Source organism: Burkholderia sp. BE17 (assembly GCF_009362305.1).
Lineage (GTDB): Bacteria > Pseudomonadota > Gammaproteobacteria > Burkholderiales > Burkholderiaceae > Burkholderia > Burkholderia pyrrocinia_C.
On sequence record NZ_WHNU01000005.1, the window covers coordinates 1 to 16,858 of the forward strand.

A 16,858-nucleotide genomic window follows, 5' to 3' on the forward strand; every position below is an offset into this window, starting at 1 on the left:
CCCTCAGTGAGGGGGGCTCCTTGGAGCCCCCCTCACTGAGGGTGGGGCCGTTCCTATTCGGAGTTAAAACCCAGTTAAAAAAATCGGTTAACCGCGCGCGCGTTTACGCGCTGGCAAACGACCGCTGGACAAGGCCTCCAACTCGATCAGGTGGTCCAATCGACGCTGGCACGGTGGCGCAAAAGACGCGCGGACGGAGGTGTGATAGACGCGCACGGTGGTCCAATAGACGCTCAGGCTCCGGAGTTATCCACAAATCGGCCGCACGTGGTGCGAAAGACACAAGCCCATTCACCCCGCGGCACCTCGACTTCGGAAGGTGGAAAGCACAGCGAATCCGTCGATCACTTTAGCCTGCAAGCGCTCGAGACCGATTCCCGTTTTCGATGGGTGGTCCGATAGACACGTTGATGGGTGGCGAGATAGACACTTTCACGAGGAAAAATTCGGAACTGCTGGTGGCGCGATCGACGCGGTCGAATTGGTGGCGCGAAAGACGCGGCGCACGAGCTTCCGTCACGCCGTACAGTCGCCGACCCCGGTGGTGCGATAGACGCGCCAAGCAACCAGTGTGGACTTTGGTACATGTGATCGCCCAGGCAGCAACGTGATCGGCGAAAGGCTCGTTCCCGAGCACCGCAGCCGCCAATCAGCGACCGTTGCCCCCCTTGCAGCCAATCGAGAAATCTGACTCAATGTCCGCCTCACAGCCGAAATCAGATTTTTCAATTCGTGACGACTATTGTTGGCGCACGGTACCGATACGAAGGCGGGCAGACATGCAAAGCATCATCGATAAATGGGCGTCCGCAGTGGCTGAGGTGGCCAGTAAGGCTTTCGAAGTCAGTGCGTCGATCAGCAACCATAGCGACATCCTGGGCGACGCACGGGAAAGTTTCATCCGCGATGTTCTGAGCAAATTCCTGCCAGCAACCGTCCATGTTGGTACCGGTCAGATCGTCGACGCCGGGGGAAATACTTCGAAGCAGATCGATGTCGTCATCTATCGAAAGGACTTTCCTATCCTGAGGAGCTTTGGAAACGCGGACGTTTATCTCGTTGAAGGCGTACTTGCGACGATCGAAGTAAAGTCGACACTGGATAAGGCCAAGCTGACCGAAGCGTTAGACAACGGGCGGTCCGTGAAGGACCTGCGTATCCAAACGCTTCGCGCGTCCGTCGACCAGTTCTGTCAACATTCATTCGGGAAGAGCTTTGATGATCTCGACCTTCCGGAGATTAACTCGCTCAGTACCTGGTTACTCCCCCCGCACTACGTCTTTGCATACCGTGGGTATACGGAAAAGCAAGCGCACTTGCTCGCGAAGCACGTAGACGCGTGGACATCTGGTTTCCCTCCCGAAGAATCCGACGAGACTGACGTCGCTGACGCGAACCAGCCCACGCCGGACCCTGCTGCTTCGACGGGCAGTTTGACCCACGCTGACATTCATCCACAAGTGGTCCGAGTCGCTGATACTGAAAGCCCATTTGCTATCGGTGAATGGGCTACACACGATTTAGGTGCGCGCTTGGAGCGGGTGAAGCTGATTGCTGCCGGTGCGATTGATGCGAAGGACCCAAGCGTGCTTCCACATGTCATCGCAACTCAAGGAGCGGTTGGAGTGCTGAATCTCAACAACGTGCTCGGGTTGACGGATGACCGATTCGCCTTCGGCGTACGATCTGAGCAAAACCCGCTTCGGGTTCTGATATCGCATCTTTTGACGACCATTTTTGAACGAATGGGGTGGCATCAGCTCGGGGCGTCGGGTATCCAATACGCACTAGGTGAGTACTCTCGGCTAACCTCGCTCAGTGATTCGGCGTGGCAAGGATGCGTGGAGAATTACTTCGGTATCCGTGATGCAAAACAGCTCTTAGCTGACCGCGTAACGTCCCGCCCTGATGATCAACAAGGGGAGCAGTAAATCTTGCACGGAGGCTCTGCCGTTCGTCAGCACAGCTGCCCATCGTTAAGCATCCGAAAGGCCCACCCGACGGGGGCATCTATGTGGCTGTCAACATGTCGGGTGCCCGCGTGAGTCAAAGAAGCCGACCGTTCCGAATGGAAGCGGCCGGTATGCTCGAGCGCTTTAAAAGTGAAGCACGTCGGCGGCACTACGACGGCGCGTGGCCGGCATCACCGACCACGTCGCCCTGCGATTTTGCTCGCGCCGATCGACCACGTGCTGTACGGTTCGTCGACCCCTGATCTTCACCGACTTTCCGTCACATGATGATGGCGCCTTTGTCGCCATAACCCATGGGGTTGACATCCATAGCTGCGAGGCGCGGCGTGATGGTACGCGTGCCGTGGTACGAGCTCTCTCCGCTTTGCAACCAGGCGCCTCGACTGCGCTCAACGAAGACGTGGCCGTTCGCTTCTCCCGACAGTAGATGCACCTCGACGCATAGCTCGTCGAATCCGACATCCCGCACTGAGCATCGAGCGCGTACTCCCTCGAGTAGCTCGAATTCGAATTCGTGGTCCCGCGTCGTGCGCCCGCTGGAATCTGCACTAGCCCAGCGGTTATCGCCAGGTCGCAACGAGAAGGCCTTCCGACGCAGGCTCTCATTCACGCCCGACACCATCAAGTTTCGCCATGCACGAGCACGCGTTGACTTGTACTGGTGCGGCTCCTGATTGAAGCAGGTTGTGGAGATGAGGCCGACCTTGTATGCATCCGGGCGCTCGACGTTGATGCGTTTCATCTTGCCGGTCTTTCGGTGTCGCCCGTATCGGATCTCCACGAACGATTCGAAAGAGAAATCCGAAGGGCACGTGTAACCGAGCTCTTCGAGCCGCGCAGCGAACTGACGCTCGTCCAACAGGACAATTGCCGGGTCAGTTGCCTGCGCAGGCAGGTCAGCGCGCAGGGCCGCGTGGGTCGAGTACCCTAGGGCACGCGAAAGCGCTTCAGTCAGGTGGGAGGATTTGACGTGCTTGAACGCTGCCAGCGAGTGCTGCTTAAGCGCCAAAAGCGGAATTTCGGACAGAGCAATGCTTGCCATGATGGGCTCCGGTATCTAGCTGACGGTTCCCGATTACGCATCAGCCCGGACCAACTGGCCGTGTGCAGAATCCTTTGAATTGAGTCCTGGTTTAACCCGGGAACAGGTTGGGCTCAGGCGCCTGCGGCCGATTCTACGCCGGAAGCATCGACACAACAAGGGGCACGTCCGGCAGCACCCGGCCGAGTCCATCCGGCCACCCCGCGGTGACCCGACAGCGTTCAGTCGCACCCGGCACAAATTCGAAGCAGGATCCAATGGGCCATCCAGTGACGGCCGCAGCAAAACTATGGAGCGGACTCGTCGTTATTCACATATCTGAAACGGTTATCACACTGCCAAATCGGTACCCGTGAACGTTACCTACACCCGCGGTGCCGCACGACGAAACTCAGGCCTCGCCACGTGCCATGAGGTTCAGCTACCATCTCGCTTTTCCAAAAATAGATTTATCTGCAATTCACCTTGACCACCGAACTCGATAATCTGCAGGCGCAATTACGCGACCTGAATCAGCAACTTGCCGACGCAAAGCGCGACGAGAAACGAGCGGCATTGGAAGCCATTCGTGAACAGGTTGCGCTTTATGGTGTCACCGAAGATGAATTGCTGCGCGCAGCGGGTTTCCGGAAAGCGCGCAAACAGCGCGCGCCAGCGAAATACTACGACCCATCCTCCGGCAAGCAATGGTCGGGGTTCGGGCCTCGGCCGAAGTGGCTCGAGGGCAAGAACCTCGACGACTACCTGATCGAGCGGGCTGCGAAACCGTGGTGGCCTGGAGAGGAAGCCTGACGGACCACCGGTGCGGTGATCGGCCGGTAGATTGTTCGCCCGTCGGATCGACCCTCACGACAGCGCGCGTTCTGCCCGCGCTCGCGACTTGCGGTACCCTGTCCCAGAACGGTTGCCTTATGGGGGACAGCGATGTGCTATTCCGCAAAGATCCAAGCCAACTACCGGGAGTACGTGCGTCTCTACGGCGCGGACATGGACGTCGAAACGTTCAGTCGACTGTACTTCGCCCGCGCCGCGGGCGGCGACATCAAGATCCCCAAGGCAGTTGACGCTGCATTCCTGGATTCGTCCGGCGTGGCCGACATCGCGGGCGCAATTAACGAATTTCGAACCCGTCGAACGCGCGAGCTCGAGGCCGATCTCTTTGGGCTGCGTACGCGGCTCGCTGCCGCTGAGCGGAAGCTGGCGCATAAGGTCACCAAGACCGCCAGCGAGGACGCCCGGATCGCCACCGACAAGATCGACTCCGCGTTGCGGGCGCTCGACGATCTCCGCCGGCAGGATTCGCTGGAGCGCGACTTCCGGATCTTTCCAGGTTGGTATGCCCCCGTCTTGATCGAACTGGATGGCAAGCGCATGGTGGTGCCGATGCGCTATCGATGCCGCCTGCCGGGATGGTCCGATGCCGACGAACGGGGGAAGCCGGGCACATACAATGCCCGCGTAGACTCGCTCTCGACCGCCTGGCGCAAGGTCTTCGGGTTCACGCACGGCATCGTGCTCGTCGACGCCTTCTTCGAGAACGTCAAGCGCGACGGCCAGAAGGTCGTGCTGCGCTTCGACCCTGCGCCCGCACAGCACATGCAGGTTGCCTGCCTGTGGACGCGCACCGCGGTTCCCGGCTCGGACGATCTCTGGTCGTTCGCCGCGATCACCGACGATCCGCCACCCGAAATTGCGGCTGCCGGCCACGACCGCTGCATCGTTCCGGTGAAATCCTCCAACGTTGACGCCTGGCTCACGCCGGACCCGTCGCGCCGCGCCGCGTTGCGCGAGATCCTCGCCGATCGCGAACGACCCTACTACGAACATCGGCTCGCAGCGTAATTCAGGGAGGGATTGGAAGGAGCGCGGTCGATAGCATATACTGGTTATCCATACAGTATTTTGAGCATCGACGAATTCCATGGCCTCCGCCCTCGCTCACCCCGAGACGATCCACCCAGCGCTCTGGAAGGCGTCTCAACTGGCGCGCTCGAGTGTACGCGGCGTAGACACCGGCCATCCGGACCTGACGGCCGAGCTACCTGGCAGTGGCTGGCCTGCTGGCGCGCTGGTCGAGCTGCTCGCGCAGCAGCCGGGCATCGGCGAGCTTCGGCTGCTCGCGCCCGTGCTCGCGCGCGCGGCAGGGAAGCCGGTCGTGCTGATCCAGCCGCCACATGCGCTGCAGCCGCTCGCGCTGGCGTATTGGGGCGTCGATCCGTCCGGCTTCATCATGCTGCCGACGTCACGGGCAGCCGATGCGCTTTGGGCCGCTGAGCAAGCGCTACGCGCCGGAACATGCGCTGCAGTACTGCTGTGGCAATCTGCCGTGCGCACCGACGCCCTGCGTCGCCTCAACCTGGCCGCGCAGACCGGAGCCGCACTGTTCTTCCTGTTTCGCCCGGCAGCCGCCGCACGCGACGCTTCGCCGGCGCCGCTGCGGCTCGCGCTGACGCCGAGGCGCGACGGCGTCGACGTCACGTTCGTGAAGCGCCGCGGACCGGCACGCGATACGCCGCTGTTCGTACCGCTGTCCCCCTCACCGATCTTGTTGAACCGCCATGCCCGTCTGGATAGGCGTCTGTCTTCCGTCCCTGACTCTAGAGTCGTTCCGGCCACGATCGTCGGCGCCATCGCCTGACGATGCGCGCGGCCTCGTGGTGCTCGAGCACGGTCGCGTCATGGCGCTCGATGGCGCCGCGCGCGCGCTGGGTGTCGTCGCCGGCATGCGTCGCGGGGGCGTGCTGTCGCTCGCACCGGACGCGCAGATCTGCGAGCGTGACGTCGCGCGCGAGCGCGAGCTCGCGCTCGGCGTCGCATACACGCTGCTGCAATTCACGCCAAGCGTCGTCGACTCCGACGAAGCTGTCGTGTTGCTCGACGTGACGGCGAGTCTGCGATTGTTCCGCGGGATCCGCGCACTGCGTGCGCGCGTGCGTGACCTTGCCGCGTCGTTCGGCGTCTCCGCAGCCGTGTCGGTCGCCTCTACCGGTTCGGCCGCATGGGTGCTCGCCCGCGGACTGCGTGGCGGACTCGCACTGTCCTCCCGATCGCTGCACCGCGCGCTTGAGCGCGTGTCGCTCATAGTGGCGCCGCCGGCGCGCGCATATGCCGAATGGTTCGACGAACTCGGCTGCTCCACGCTCGCCGACCTACAGCGTCTGCCGCGTGCCGGCCTCAAGAAGCGTTGCGGCACGCAACTGCTCGACTGGCTTGATCAGGTCGCCGGCATCGCGCCAGCCGCCTACGAGTGGCTGGAGATGCCGCCGTCCTTCGACGCGCGCGTCGAACTGATGGATCGGGTCGAGCACGCAGAGGCGTTGCTGTTCGTCGCGCGGCGACTCATCCTGCAGCTGACCGGATGGCTCACGGCGAAACAGCTGGACGTCGCAGGGTTCGCGCTGCGGCTCGAGCACGAGCGTGGACGTGACGCGATCGCGCCGACCGAGATCGAGATCGCGCTGGGCGCACCGACGCGATTCGAGGAACACCTGACGCGACTCGTCAAGGAGCGCCTCGCGCACATCGAGTTGGCCGCGCCCGTGATCGCCGTGCGTCTCATCGCGCTCCGTGTGCAGGAAGCGGCCGCGCCAAGCGACTCGCTGTTTCCGGAGCCTGGTGGCACGCCGCAGGACCATGCGCGGTTGCTTGAGCTGCTGACCGCGCGCCTCGGCGCGGAGAATGTGCGCGTGCCGGCTCCCATAGCCGACTACCGTCCCGAGGCGGCCGCCCGATGGGTGCCACTGCGCGACGCGCCGAAGCCAACGCCGCTGCCAGCGGACCTGCCGCGCCCCGCATGGCTGCTCGACAAACCGGTCCCGCTTCTCACACGCCAGCATCGACCGTTCTACGGCTCGCCGCTACGCATGGTCTCGCCCGGCGAGCGCATCGAGGGCGGCTGGCAGGACGGCCGCATCGTCACGCGCGATTACTTCGTCGCAGAAGACGAAGCAGGCGTGTGCTATTGGATTTTCAAGGAACGGCCTTCGGCCAGCGACGAGCACGACTCACGCTACTACCTGCACGGCCTGTTCGGATGACGATGGCCTATGAGTACGCCCTACAGCATCCTGCCTGCCTACGCGGAATTGGAGGTAGCGACCGATTTTTCTTTTCTGCACGGCGCATCACGCGCCGAAGAATATGTCGCGCGCGCGGCGCAGCTCGGCTACAGCGCGATCGCGATCACGGACGAATGCTCACTCGCCGGAGTCGTGCGCGCACACGTGGAGGCGAAGGCGGCCGGCCTGCCGCTGATCATCGGCTCGCACTTCCGACTAACCGCCGCCGATGGCTCGCCGGCGATCGCGTTCACTGCGTTGGCGATGAACCGCGCCGGCTACGGCAATCTGTGCGAACTCATCTCGCTCGGTCGGATGCGCAGCAAGAAGGGCACATACCGGCTGGCACCGCTCGACCTCGAGCACCCAGAAGCGCCCTACACACACCTGCGCGGCCTGCCCGACACCATCGCGGTCCTTTCACCCGACTTCCCGGCCAACGAACAGCGCCTCGACGCGCAGGTTGAATGGTTTGCCCGCGTGTTTGGCGATCGCGCCTGGGTCGCGCTGACGCTGCACGCGCGCGCGATGGACGACATTCACCGCGGTGTCGTCGAGCGCATCGCCGCACGCCACGGCGTACCCGTGGTGGCCACCAGCTGCCCTTTGATGCACGTCCGCTCGCGCAAACCATTGCAGGACGTACTGACCGCGATCCGGCTCGGCCGCCCCGTCGCCGAGTGCGGCTACGACCTGGCACCGAACGCCGAGCGCCACCTGCGATCGCGTCTGCGCCTCGCGAACCTCTATCCGGCCGGTGCGCTCGAGGAAACCGTGCGTGTCGCGCAGCGCTGCACGTTCTCGCTCGACGACCTGAAATACGAATACCCGGATGAACTGGTGCCCGCCGGCTATGACGCTGCAACCTATCTGCGCGAGCAGACCTACATCGGCGCGCACTGGCGCTTTCCCGCCGGCATTCCGGTCGACGTGCAATCGCAGATCGAACACGAGCTGCAGCTGATCACCGAACTGCACTACGAGCCGTATTTCCTGACCGTCTACGACATCGTGCAGTTCGCGCGCGGGCGCAACATGCTGTGTCAGGGGCGGGGCTCGGCGGCAAACTCGGCGGTGTGCTACTGCCTCGGGATAACCGAAGTGGACCCAAGTCGCTCAAATTTACTGTTCGAGCGCTTCGTGAGCCGCGAGCGAAATGAGCCGCCCGATATCGACCTCGATACCCCCAACGCGCGCAGAGAGGAGATTTTTCAATACCTGTATGCCAAGTACGGCCGCGATCGCGCAGCGCTCGCGGCTGCGGTCACGACGTACCGGCCACGCAGCGCGTTGCGTGAGACTGGCAAGGCGCTCGGCGTCGACCCGGCAATCGTCGACAAGGTGTCGAAGACCCATCACCACTTCGACTCACGCGACGACGTGCTGCTGCGTTTTGCCGAGGCTGGCCTCGATCCGGATGCACCGCTCAACCAGCAATGGGCCGCGTTCGCCGCGCAGCTGCTTGGCTATCCGCGACATCTGTCGCAGCACTCCGGCGGCTTCGTGATCAGCCGCGGCAAACTCACACGGCTCGTGCCCGTCGAAAACGCTGCAATGGAGGAGCGCACAGTCATTCAATGGGACAAGGACGATCTGGACGCCGTCGGCTTGTTGAAGGTCGACGTGCTCGCGCTCGGGATGCTGTCCGCGTTGCAACGCGCACTCGCGTTGATCTCGGAAAAGCGCGGCGAGCCGTTCGAGCTGCAGGACATTCCGCCAGAGGATCCGGCCACCTACGACATGCTGTGCGACGGCGACAGCATGGGCGTATTCCAGGTCGAGTCGCGCGCGCAAATGTCGATGCTGCCACGGCTTCGGCCGCGGTGCTTCTACGACCTGGTGATCGAAGTGGCGATCGTGCGGCCGGGCCCAGTGCAGGGTGGCATGGTGCATCCATTCCTGCGGCGCCGGCAGGGACTGGAGCCCGTGACGTTCCCGTCCGAGGGGATGGAGAAGGCGCTGAAACGCACCCTCGGTGTGCCGATCTTCCAGGAGCAGGTGATGCAGGTCGCGATGCTGGCGGCCGGGTTCTCCGCCGGCGAAGCCGACCAGTTGCGCCGCGCGATGGCGGCCTGGAAGCGCAAGGGTGGACTCGAGCCCTACCACGATCGTCTCGTGAGCGGCATGCTCGCGCGTGGCTACGATCGCGAATTTGCGGAATCGATCTTCGCGCAGATCAAAGGCTTCGGCGAGTACGGGTTTCCGGAGAGCCACGCGGCCAGCTTCGCGCTCCTCGTCTATGCAAGTGCGTGGCTGCGCCGCCATGAGCCCGCCGTGTTCTTGGCCGCGTTGCTCAACAGCCAACCCATGGGCTTCTACTCCCCGTCGCAGCTGCTGCAGGATGCTCGGCGCCGCGGCGTCCAGGTGCTGCCTGTCGACGTGGCCGTGAGCACGTGGGATTGCGCGCTCGAGGGCGAGTCGACGTCGGCGCCCGTGCGGCTCGGCTTCTCACTGCTGCGCGGCATGCGCGAGGACGCGGCGGCCCGAATCGAACTCGCGCGCGCGGTGCGGCCCTTCGTCGACGTCGCGGATCTCGCCCGCCGCGCGCAGCTGGATCGTCATGACCTGCAGGTGCTTGCACGCTCGAACGCGCTGCGCACACTCTCCGGCGGCAACCGGCGCGACGCCCTTTGGCTGGCCGCCGCCGCGGTGCCGGATCGTGATCTGCTGCGCGGGACCGAACGCGACGATGCCGCGCCGGCGCTGCCCCAGGCCTCCGAAGGCAATGAGATCGTGACCGACTATCGGGCGATGGGCTTCACGCTCGGCCGGCATCCGCTCGCGCTGCTGCGCGATCGACTCGACATGGACCGCCTGCAGAGCGCCGAGCAGCTGGCGACGCTGCGCAACGGACAGTTCGCGCGCGCCTGCGGGCTCGTCACGGTGCGCCAGCGCCCGGGCACGGCGCACGGCGTGCTGTTCATGACGCTCGAGGATGAGACCGGCCAGATCAATATCATCGTGTGGCCCGACCTGCTGGAGCGGTTTCGCAAGGAAGCGCTCGGGGCGGCACTGCTCGCCGTGTACGGCGTCTGGCAGGTGGAGGGGAAAGTGCGGCACCTGATCGCGCACAAGCTCGTCGACCGGACCGAGCTGCTCGGTGCGCTGCCGACGGCCGCGCGGGAGTTCCGCTGAGCTATGCCGTCGGGATCAACTCGTACTGCGCGTCGACCTGCGAACCCGAGTCCCAGCGACGCAGCGCGTAGTACCACTTCAGGAGTTTTTTTGACAGCAGTTCGCGGTGGATACTGGCGATGAGTTGCTCGTCTTGCCGGCGGTTGTCGCGATCGCACCGAAAGAACACGACCATGGCTTTTTCGTCATCGAGTGCGATATGGAATTCCGGCAGCTTGTCCGCCTTCATCGCATCAACAAGGTCGCGTCGAAAGTATTTGAGCGCTTGCGCGGATCCCGACTTGTCATAGAGCTTCCCTAGACCGATCTTGAACCAGAGCTTCTCGCCGCAGTGCTTCTTGGCCACGTCGTACAAGCGGCGTTCGAGACCCTGTCCAAGGCCAAAGTAGCCGGGATGAACAGTGAGAATGCGCCGGTTCAACAGCGAATCGAACGTCCAGGTGGATAAGACCAGCTCGACCTCGAGCGCCCCTTTCTTGTTGCCCGTGTAGGTGATCACCGAGTACTCCTCGATCAATCCGTATCCTTGCAACGTGGGGTGAATCCCCGCCTCGTTTGCCCCGGGCCGCGACGTGTCGAAGTTGGTTTCGATAATCGTACCTTTCAGGCGCCGGCAGCTATCGACGAAACGTTCGTACGACGCACCGCCCGTGCTGCGACGCGTGTACTTCAGGAAGTCGCGGACCTTGAAGCGGATGCGGCGTGACACCGGCAATTCGGCGTCGGCGGCCTTGCAGATCAGCGTCGCCGCGTAGACCAGCAGATCCTTGTCGAAGATATTGGCGGCGCCGACGACACTCGGAATGATTCTGACGAGCTGCTCGCCATTGCGGTAGATCCGCACTCGCGTGTCCTTGCCCTTTTGCAGGGAGAAGAGAGGGAATTCAAGAGAGTGAAGGTCTTCGCGCGGCTTCCAGGTCGGATTCAGCTGTTCGCCGAAGAACAGTTCGAGTTGTTCGGGGTCGAACTCGCCCTCCTCCGCCAGCGATGTGTCGTCGCCCCCATCCGGAGCGTCCCGCAAGTCGACGCCCTTGCCAAGATCCGGCACGGGTCGCCCCGGACCTGGCCTGCGCCCCGGGATTGGCCCTCTCGTTGAGTAACTGGTTGTTTGTTCGACTGTACTCATTCTCTCCCGCGATCCCCGTATTTCACTCCAGCTTGCTCGTCTGCGTCCCCAAGGTCTTGACGAGAGCCGATAGAGCCGACTGCACTTTATTTGTGTCTTTCGAACGCTGCGCCGTTGCCAGAAACAGTTCAAGCGGTTCAATGATCGTGCACGGCACCTCGAACCCGTGCTTCAACCATAGGATGACGTCGCCCTCGTTCAGATTCGATGCCAGCAACCCCTCGTAGTAGCGCGTCACCAACTGATTGACACGCTGTCGAGACACACCGAATTCCCTCGCGACATCTGCCGCGGGCCGTCCATCTACGATCACAGCTCGCGCGATATCGCGGGTTTGCTCCGCAAACGACTTCGTTCCGAACTCGCTTGCCTGCTTGCGCATGGCAGCGTCAAGCGCCGAAAAATTCTTTGCTGATAGGCGGAAAGTTGCCAAGGTTGCTATCCGAAAAGGTTGACAGGCAACGTAAAGGAGCCTGTCCGCCCCAATCCGTTGCATTACAGCGCCCAGTCGCCCGGGGCCAGAGGATGAATTTCGCGGTCGGTATCGTACCTGAAGTCATCTGGCATCACGCTGGTGGTCCTACTCGGATGCAATCTGTTCAGCAGTTCGAGTGGTCCACTCGAATTTAATTCAGCATTGAACCTGTTTATTATTTTACCCGCGATTTCGGTCCCCATGCCAACCAGCGCCGAAGCGGCAAGGTCCACGAAACCCACCCACATTTTCCACTCGACGTCCTCGGGCCCCAACCCGGCCGCGCTGAGATCGGCAGACAGGTTGCGAAAGCGCTCGATCGACCCGGTGCCGATTTCGAAGATTTCCTCTACTCGCCAAACCACAGTTTTCTTCGGGTCCGTGCCCACTGACCGCTGCTGCTTCGCACGGGGTGGCACGTTCGGCGACGCCGAACCAGACTCACCGCCCGAGACAGCGGGCGCCCCGGTCGAGCGGTCCGGCGTTTGGGCAGAAATTGCCGATCCTAGGGAGCCGTCAGGCACTTGTGCATCCTCGGCGCCCACGTCGGTCCCGGCACGCGCTCCGGCCGCCACAGGTAAGGCGGGCGAGGCGGGCGCCGAGTTCGCGTCCTGCAGCGCGGCGGTCTGCGCTCCTTGCTCTGCAATCGCGGGGGAAGCCGGCTCGCCACCGTGTTTCAGCATGCTGAGGCGGGCGTCGAGCGTCAGCCGGCCGATCTTGCGGCCAACCCGCATCTCCGCCGCGATCTCGGCCGCCGTCTCGGTGCTGACCGACTCGATGTCCGCCAGCTTGTTGGCCGCCTCGACGTCATCGAACAGATTCTCATCGAACAGCGCCCGACTGATCGGGCCATATTTCAAATAACGGAGGTGCTTCGAGATCCACGAGGCACTGCGTTGCTTGCCGTTCGGCGCAGTCCAGATACGCGCGGCCTCATCCCGGCCGAAACGCTCGACGTCGGCCGCAAGCCCCGTCGCGGTCTCCCTCAACGAAAACGGCTTGCGGTCAACGTTTTCCGAGACCTGGTACAAGCGGATGACCAGGTAGGGGGTATCGGCCGGGAAGATCTTTGCCTGAATCTCTGCCCACCCGTTGAGCTTGCTCGCACGAATCCGCCGCTCGCCCGCGATCAATTCATATTCGTCTTCGTCCTTGATCTCGCGGACCAGGATCGGTGTATGTATATGGCCAACCACCTTGGCCCGCTCGGCGAAATCGGGAACGTCGGAAAAGTCGTCTCGCACTTGCGGCTTTGCCCGAACCTTCGCGATCAGGATGACCTTGGTGATTGCGCCGGTCGCCTTCTCGATCTCTGCCGCCCGCGCACTGGCCGTCGCCGCACGCGTGAGCATCGAAAGGGATGAGAACCTCCCACTATTTTCCTGCTGCATTCCATCCACCCCGTATTGCGTATTAATTGTTACAGCCCGACTCGGTCGAAAATCGTCGTACACACCGCCTGCATTTCCCTTGCGGCCCGCCTGTCGCTTTCGCCACGCCGGTACTTCCAGACCGGATGAAAGCTCGTCAAGCGCACACCGGCGCGATCCTGTAGTTCATCGTCGAGAACGGCGCCGTCGAAGACATTTCGGACGGTGGTTCTCATGGACAAGTCATCGGCCCGACGCGGATTGACCTTATTGAGCAGGACGCCGATCAGCTCAAGCGCGGGGTTCCACTCTCGTTGCACGAGGTCCAATTTCAGTGAGGTCTCCAACAGACCGGTCATACTGTCGATGCTGAGATCGGTGGGCAATACGATGTACTGGGAACAAATCAGGCCGCCGAGTACGAGGTTGCTCATCGTCGGGGGCGTGTCGATTACGCAGAGATCAAACCCGGCCGTCAGCTTTTCCAGCGACTCCCGCGCGACCAGTGCGCTGTCGAGCGGCCACGTCAGCACGTCCGCCAGCTCCGGCGTCGCGCCGATCATCGATACGCCGTCGATAATCTTCATCGGCTCAACAGGCTGTTCATTTTGATAGAGCAAATGCGCGCTCGCACTGGGCATGACATCCGGCAGCCCCATGTGTTCCCAACTCAGCGCCGAACCGACAACCGTCGGGCCGGCCTGCGCGACCAGCTTCATATAGAGCAAGGACTTGGTGAGGTTGCCCTGCGGATCAAGATCGACCGCGAGGGTTCGCAGACTCCGCTCAATCGCCGTGTAAATCAGATGGCGTCCTGTCGTCGTTTTGCCGACACCGCCCTTCCCGTTGCAAATACCAATAATCTTCATTGCCCCTGCCTCATGCGTGTTCGAGGCACTCAACGGGCTCGAACACCCTGCCGAGGTTATGAAAGACGGCGAGCCAGTTTGCGGCGTAAAGGTTGACGCGCGCGGACTGCGCATCCGTGTGCGGGCTGGCGACACTGTAGTGACACCCTTCCTGGAACCGCGTCACCCGAGCCGATTGGTGCAACGGGTCGACATCAAAGCAGATCCACGACTGCGCACGACCACGGGATTCGTGCTGATCGTGCGCGATCTCCACTTCGAGATGGCCGTCGGTCCTTTCATCGATCGTGCAGTGGACCGCCATGTCACCCTCCACCCGCGGCGGTGCGAAGCGCGTTCGGGAACCCTCCCCTCCAAGTTCCGGAATGAGGTCGATGAGGAGGTGAAAGATTCGGGACTGCACGGTGGTCGGCATGAAATGCTCCTTTTTTTGTTGGCCTTTTTTCCGACGGTGACGACCGCCGGTCTCGATGCGCTTTTATCTTATTATTAGATATGTTGACGGTCAATAGATGACGAATGCTTTCGTTTGGAGGATTCCTCTAGATGCTGGCGTACGAGTTGGTTAATATCTCCGGGCCGTCGATCAGCCACCCGACCGAGCGACCGGCAAGCAAGGCCCGAACGTGCCGGCGTACACCAATGCGCCGAGCAACAAACTAAATTCTACTCAGTTCTCTTCGTGAGTGTGTTTTCGCATGCGAAAAGCGGACGCTGCTGGCATTACCCCCGATCAGGCGAGAATCCTGGCGCTGCTCGATTCGGGGCTGTCCCAAACCGAAGTTGCTGAGCGACTCGACATGCCACCCGCAGTGATCGGGCGCCAGGTCGCGCGTGTCAGGGACAAGGTGCTGGCCGGCACCTACGCTCCCCCGCTCCTGCCACTCGAAGCGGCCGCGTCCACCGAATCCCACCGTTAAGCAAATTCGTCCACGGCGTCCGCCCCTCCTTCGACCGCCGGGCGCGAAACCCTGGTATCGCGCCGACCGGACGGTCCCGCCCCACGTCACACCGTCCCGACGTCGGCAACACGATTGACCGAGCGGTCGATGCCTCAACAAATGGGGGCAAATCATCAGACAAATCGATCCGTGATGGGATCATACTCGGAATAGGTCAAAATGGCCTATTTTCGAAGGCCGGGGAGTATTCGCCTATGCCCCGGACTATCCCTATTCGCGATCCCCGCTACGTGCGGCTTCGCAAGCAACTTCATGCCTTGCGCACTCAGGCCGGTTTGACCCAGGTCGAACTGGCCGCACGATTGCGCATCGACCAATCGAATCTGTCAAAGATCGAACGCGGCGAACGGTATCTGGATACGCTGGCCTATGTGGATTGGTGCCGCGCTTGCGGCGTCGAGCCAACGGATGCGCTGCAGCAGCTCCTCGAGCTCGATGGGTAGTCAGTCGCCTCTGTTCACCCAGCCAAGCCAATCCGCTCGCCATTCAGTCGGTAGCGGTGGATGTTGTCGCCAAGGGCTCGAGCCATCGGGGTTCATCGGTCGACGGACTGCAGGCGTGCCGCACGATCGAACGCTCTGTCGAGATACTGGGCAGGCCCGTCTTTGACGTAGACAGTTCGCATAGGCCGCGGATCTGGCAGCAGCGCGGCAAATTCGCCCGGTTCGCCGGCCGATACTGGAGCGCCGGCATGTCCTTGTACCAGGCATGCTCCAATCACCGCTGGGAACCCTGTTTTCTCCCCCGCCGTGTAATCCGAGAGCGCTCGCGCTTTTCTGACGCGAGCGAGATTTCGAGGAGCTCGTCCGCGAGGTGGCATGATTGCTTCGCGAGATCGACATGGTGCTTGAGGTCCCCTGATGCTGAGTCGGAATGGGCTTCCACGCGGCCCAGAACGATCAAAATGGCGGTGTCGGCGTGGGCCCGCGCCCGCTTGGCGTGGGACCGAGCCTTACGCACCCGGGAGCCTATCCGCTCAATACGAGCACGAACGCTTGGAAGGTGCGCCGTTTCCAGCATCGAATACCGATTTTCCAACTTCTCCAGCTCGGCAACGCACGCTTCCGCACGAGCGGCGTCGGCGAGAACGGCCCGGACTGCCTCTGAGGCGATTGACGCGCTCGACAGTCGAAGGGAAGGCTGACTTCGATCTCGACCAAGACCGAAGCCAAGAATCACTGCGCGAAAGCGACCGAATGCGCTGCGGATACAGGCGATCCTGGAGTGTGGAGGCATGGTTGCACGTGAGGTTGTGTCCGCCCACGTCTCGCTCATACGACGTCGACGCATGTCGGATCTTGCGTCGGGATATGTCGTGCAGCGGTGCGAGCGAAATACCTGATATCCAATAAAATTGAACGGACTGCCGGCTACTCTTCACTATGTCAACGTGTGGATCAGAAACTTCTGTCGGTCATGCCCCGCAATCCACCTGGGTTCACGTCCGCGCCCACTCCAGACTGCACCCGAGACAGGATCGCGGTACTTTGCGATAGCGGGGCCGCGCCGCTTCACGCGACGCGACCGGGGCTGAATATCTGCAAACAGATCCTCCGGTTTCAGTTCGAACTCCGCGATCAACCTCTGAATCTCCTTGATGGCACCGTGTACTTCATTCTTGCGAGCGAGCTCCGCTTGAGCTTGAAGCGCGCGGACCTTCGCTTTGAGCTCTTGGTAAGTTGGCATCTTGTCAGTTCCGAATTGAATGACGCTTTGACCTAGTCAGTTGGTGGCGATCCTCGCTCATAAACATCAGGACTACATATAATCATGAATTAATGAGTGCAAGGACCACGTGGAATAAAAAGCGCGATCGAGAGGGAAGATCGCGAACCGCCTGCGTTGAGA

Annotated in this window: 14 protein-coding genes; 7 read left to right on the plus strand and 7 right to left on the minus strand. The window is 62.1% G+C overall.

Annotated elements, in window-relative coordinates; translation table 11 throughout:
* The first annotated feature begins 779 nt into the window (after nucleotides 1–779).
* Nucleotides 780–1,931, plus strand: coding sequence for a DUF6602 domain-containing protein (locus GD429_RS06365; protein WP_152856186.1), 1,152 nt, complete (start codon nucleotides 780–782; stop codon nucleotides 1,929–1,931).
* A gap of 301 nt (nucleotides 1,932–2,232) precedes the next feature.
* Here GD429_RS06365 and GD429_RS06370 read toward each other — a convergent pair whose 3' ends face one another.
* On the minus strand, nucleotides 2,233–3,015 hold the full coding sequence (locus GD429_RS06370; RefSeq protein ID WP_152856187.1) for a hypothetical protein: 783 nt from the start codon (nucleotides 3,013–3,015) through the stop codon (nucleotides 2,233–2,235).
* 465 nt (nucleotides 3,016–3,480) lie between these two features.
* Between GD429_RS06370 and GD429_RS06375 the strand changes: the two genes are divergently transcribed.
* The 5 genes from GD429_RS06375 to GD429_RS06395 all read left to right on the plus strand — a co-directional run bounded on the left by GD429_RS06375 (nucleotide 3,481) and on the right by GD429_RS06395 (nucleotide 10,208).
* Nucleotides 3,481–3,807 carry an H-NS family nucleoid-associated regulatory protein gene (locus GD429_RS06375; protein ID WP_152856188.1) on the plus strand — a complete coding sequence of 109 codons (327 nt, stop codon included), beginning with the start codon at nucleotides 3,481–3,483 and terminating at the stop codon, nucleotides 3,805–3,807.
* Between the two features lie 132 nt (nucleotides 3,808–3,939).
* Entirely contained in the window at nucleotides 3,940–4,857 is a 918-nt protein-coding gene (locus tag GD429_RS06380) for an SOS response-associated peptidase family protein (protein WP_152856189.1), read from the plus strand.
* Between the two features lie 79 nt (nucleotides 4,858–4,936).
* On the plus strand, nucleotides 4,937–5,653 hold the full coding sequence (imuA, locus tag GD429_RS06385; RefSeq protein ID WP_152856190.1) for a translesion DNA synthesis-associated protein ImuA: 717 nt from the start codon (nucleotides 4,937–4,939) through the stop codon (nucleotides 5,651–5,653).
* A complete protein-coding gene (locus tag GD429_RS06390; RefSeq protein WP_152856191.1) occupies nucleotides 5,574–7,052 on the plus strand; it encodes a Y-family DNA polymerase in 1,479 nt (492 codons plus the stop codon). Before imuA ends, GD429_RS06390 begins: the two co-directional genes overlap by 80 nt.
* A gap of 9 nt (nucleotides 7,053–7,061) precedes the next feature.
* Nucleotides 7,062–10,208 carry an error-prone DNA polymerase gene (locus tag GD429_RS06395; protein ID WP_152856192.1) on the plus strand — a complete coding sequence of 1,049 codons (3,147 nt, stop codon included), beginning with the start codon at nucleotides 7,062–7,064 and terminating at the stop codon, nucleotides 10,206–10,208.
* A gap of 1 nt (nucleotide 10,209) precedes the next feature.
* Here the strand turns inward: GD429_RS06395 and GD429_RS06400 are convergent, their stop codons facing one another.
* From GD429_RS06400 to GD429_RS06420, 5 genes are all read right to left on the minus strand, one after another.
* Nucleotides 10,210–11,256 carry a replication initiator protein A gene (locus GD429_RS06400; protein ID WP_321574433.1) on the minus strand — a complete coding sequence of 349 codons (1,047 nt, stop codon included), beginning with the start codon at nucleotides 11,254–11,256 and terminating at the stop codon, nucleotides 10,210–10,212.
* Nucleotides 11,257–11,356: 100 nt separating this feature from the next.
* Nucleotides 11,357–11,767, minus strand: a complete 411-nt coding sequence (locus GD429_RS06405; RefSeq protein ID WP_038785655.1) for a TrfB-related DNA-binding protein — start codon at nucleotides 11,765–11,767, stop codon at nucleotides 11,357–11,359.
* Between the two features lie 62 nt (nucleotides 11,768–11,829).
* Complete coding sequence (locus GD429_RS06410; protein ID WP_152856194.1) at nucleotides 11,830–13,200, minus strand: ParB/RepB/Spo0J family partition protein; 1,371 nt, start codon at nucleotides 13,198–13,200, stop codon at nucleotides 11,830–11,832.
* A gap of 29 nt (nucleotides 13,201–13,229) precedes the next feature.
* The gene (locus GD429_RS06415; RefSeq protein WP_038785398.1) at nucleotides 13,230–14,048 is read right to left on the minus strand and encodes a ParA family protein; all 819 of its coding nucleotides are present in this window, start codon (nucleotides 14,046–14,048) and stop codon (nucleotides 13,230–13,232) included.
* Between the two features lie 10 nt (nucleotides 14,049–14,058).
* Entirely contained in the window at nucleotides 14,059–14,463 is a 405-nt protein-coding gene (locus GD429_RS06420) for a hypothetical protein (protein ID WP_152856195.1), read from the minus strand.
* A 741-nt stretch (nucleotides 14,464–15,204) separates the two neighbouring features.
* On the opposite strand from GD429_RS06420, the gene GD429_RS06425 reads away from it, so the two are divergent.
* On the plus strand, nucleotides 15,205–15,453 hold the full coding sequence (locus GD429_RS06425) for a helix-turn-helix domain-containing protein (RefSeq protein WP_152856196.1): 249 nt from the start codon (nucleotides 15,205–15,207) through the stop codon (nucleotides 15,451–15,453).
* Nucleotides 15,454–16,390: 937 nt separating this feature from the next.
* Here GD429_RS06425 and GD429_RS06430 read toward each other — a convergent pair.
* Nucleotides 16,391–16,696 carry an H-NS family nucleoid-associated regulatory protein gene (locus GD429_RS06430; protein ID WP_152856197.1) on the minus strand — a complete coding sequence of 102 codons (306 nt, stop codon included), beginning with the start codon at nucleotides 16,694–16,696 and terminating at the stop codon, nucleotides 16,391–16,393.
* Nucleotides 16,697–16,858: the final 162 nt, after the last annotated feature.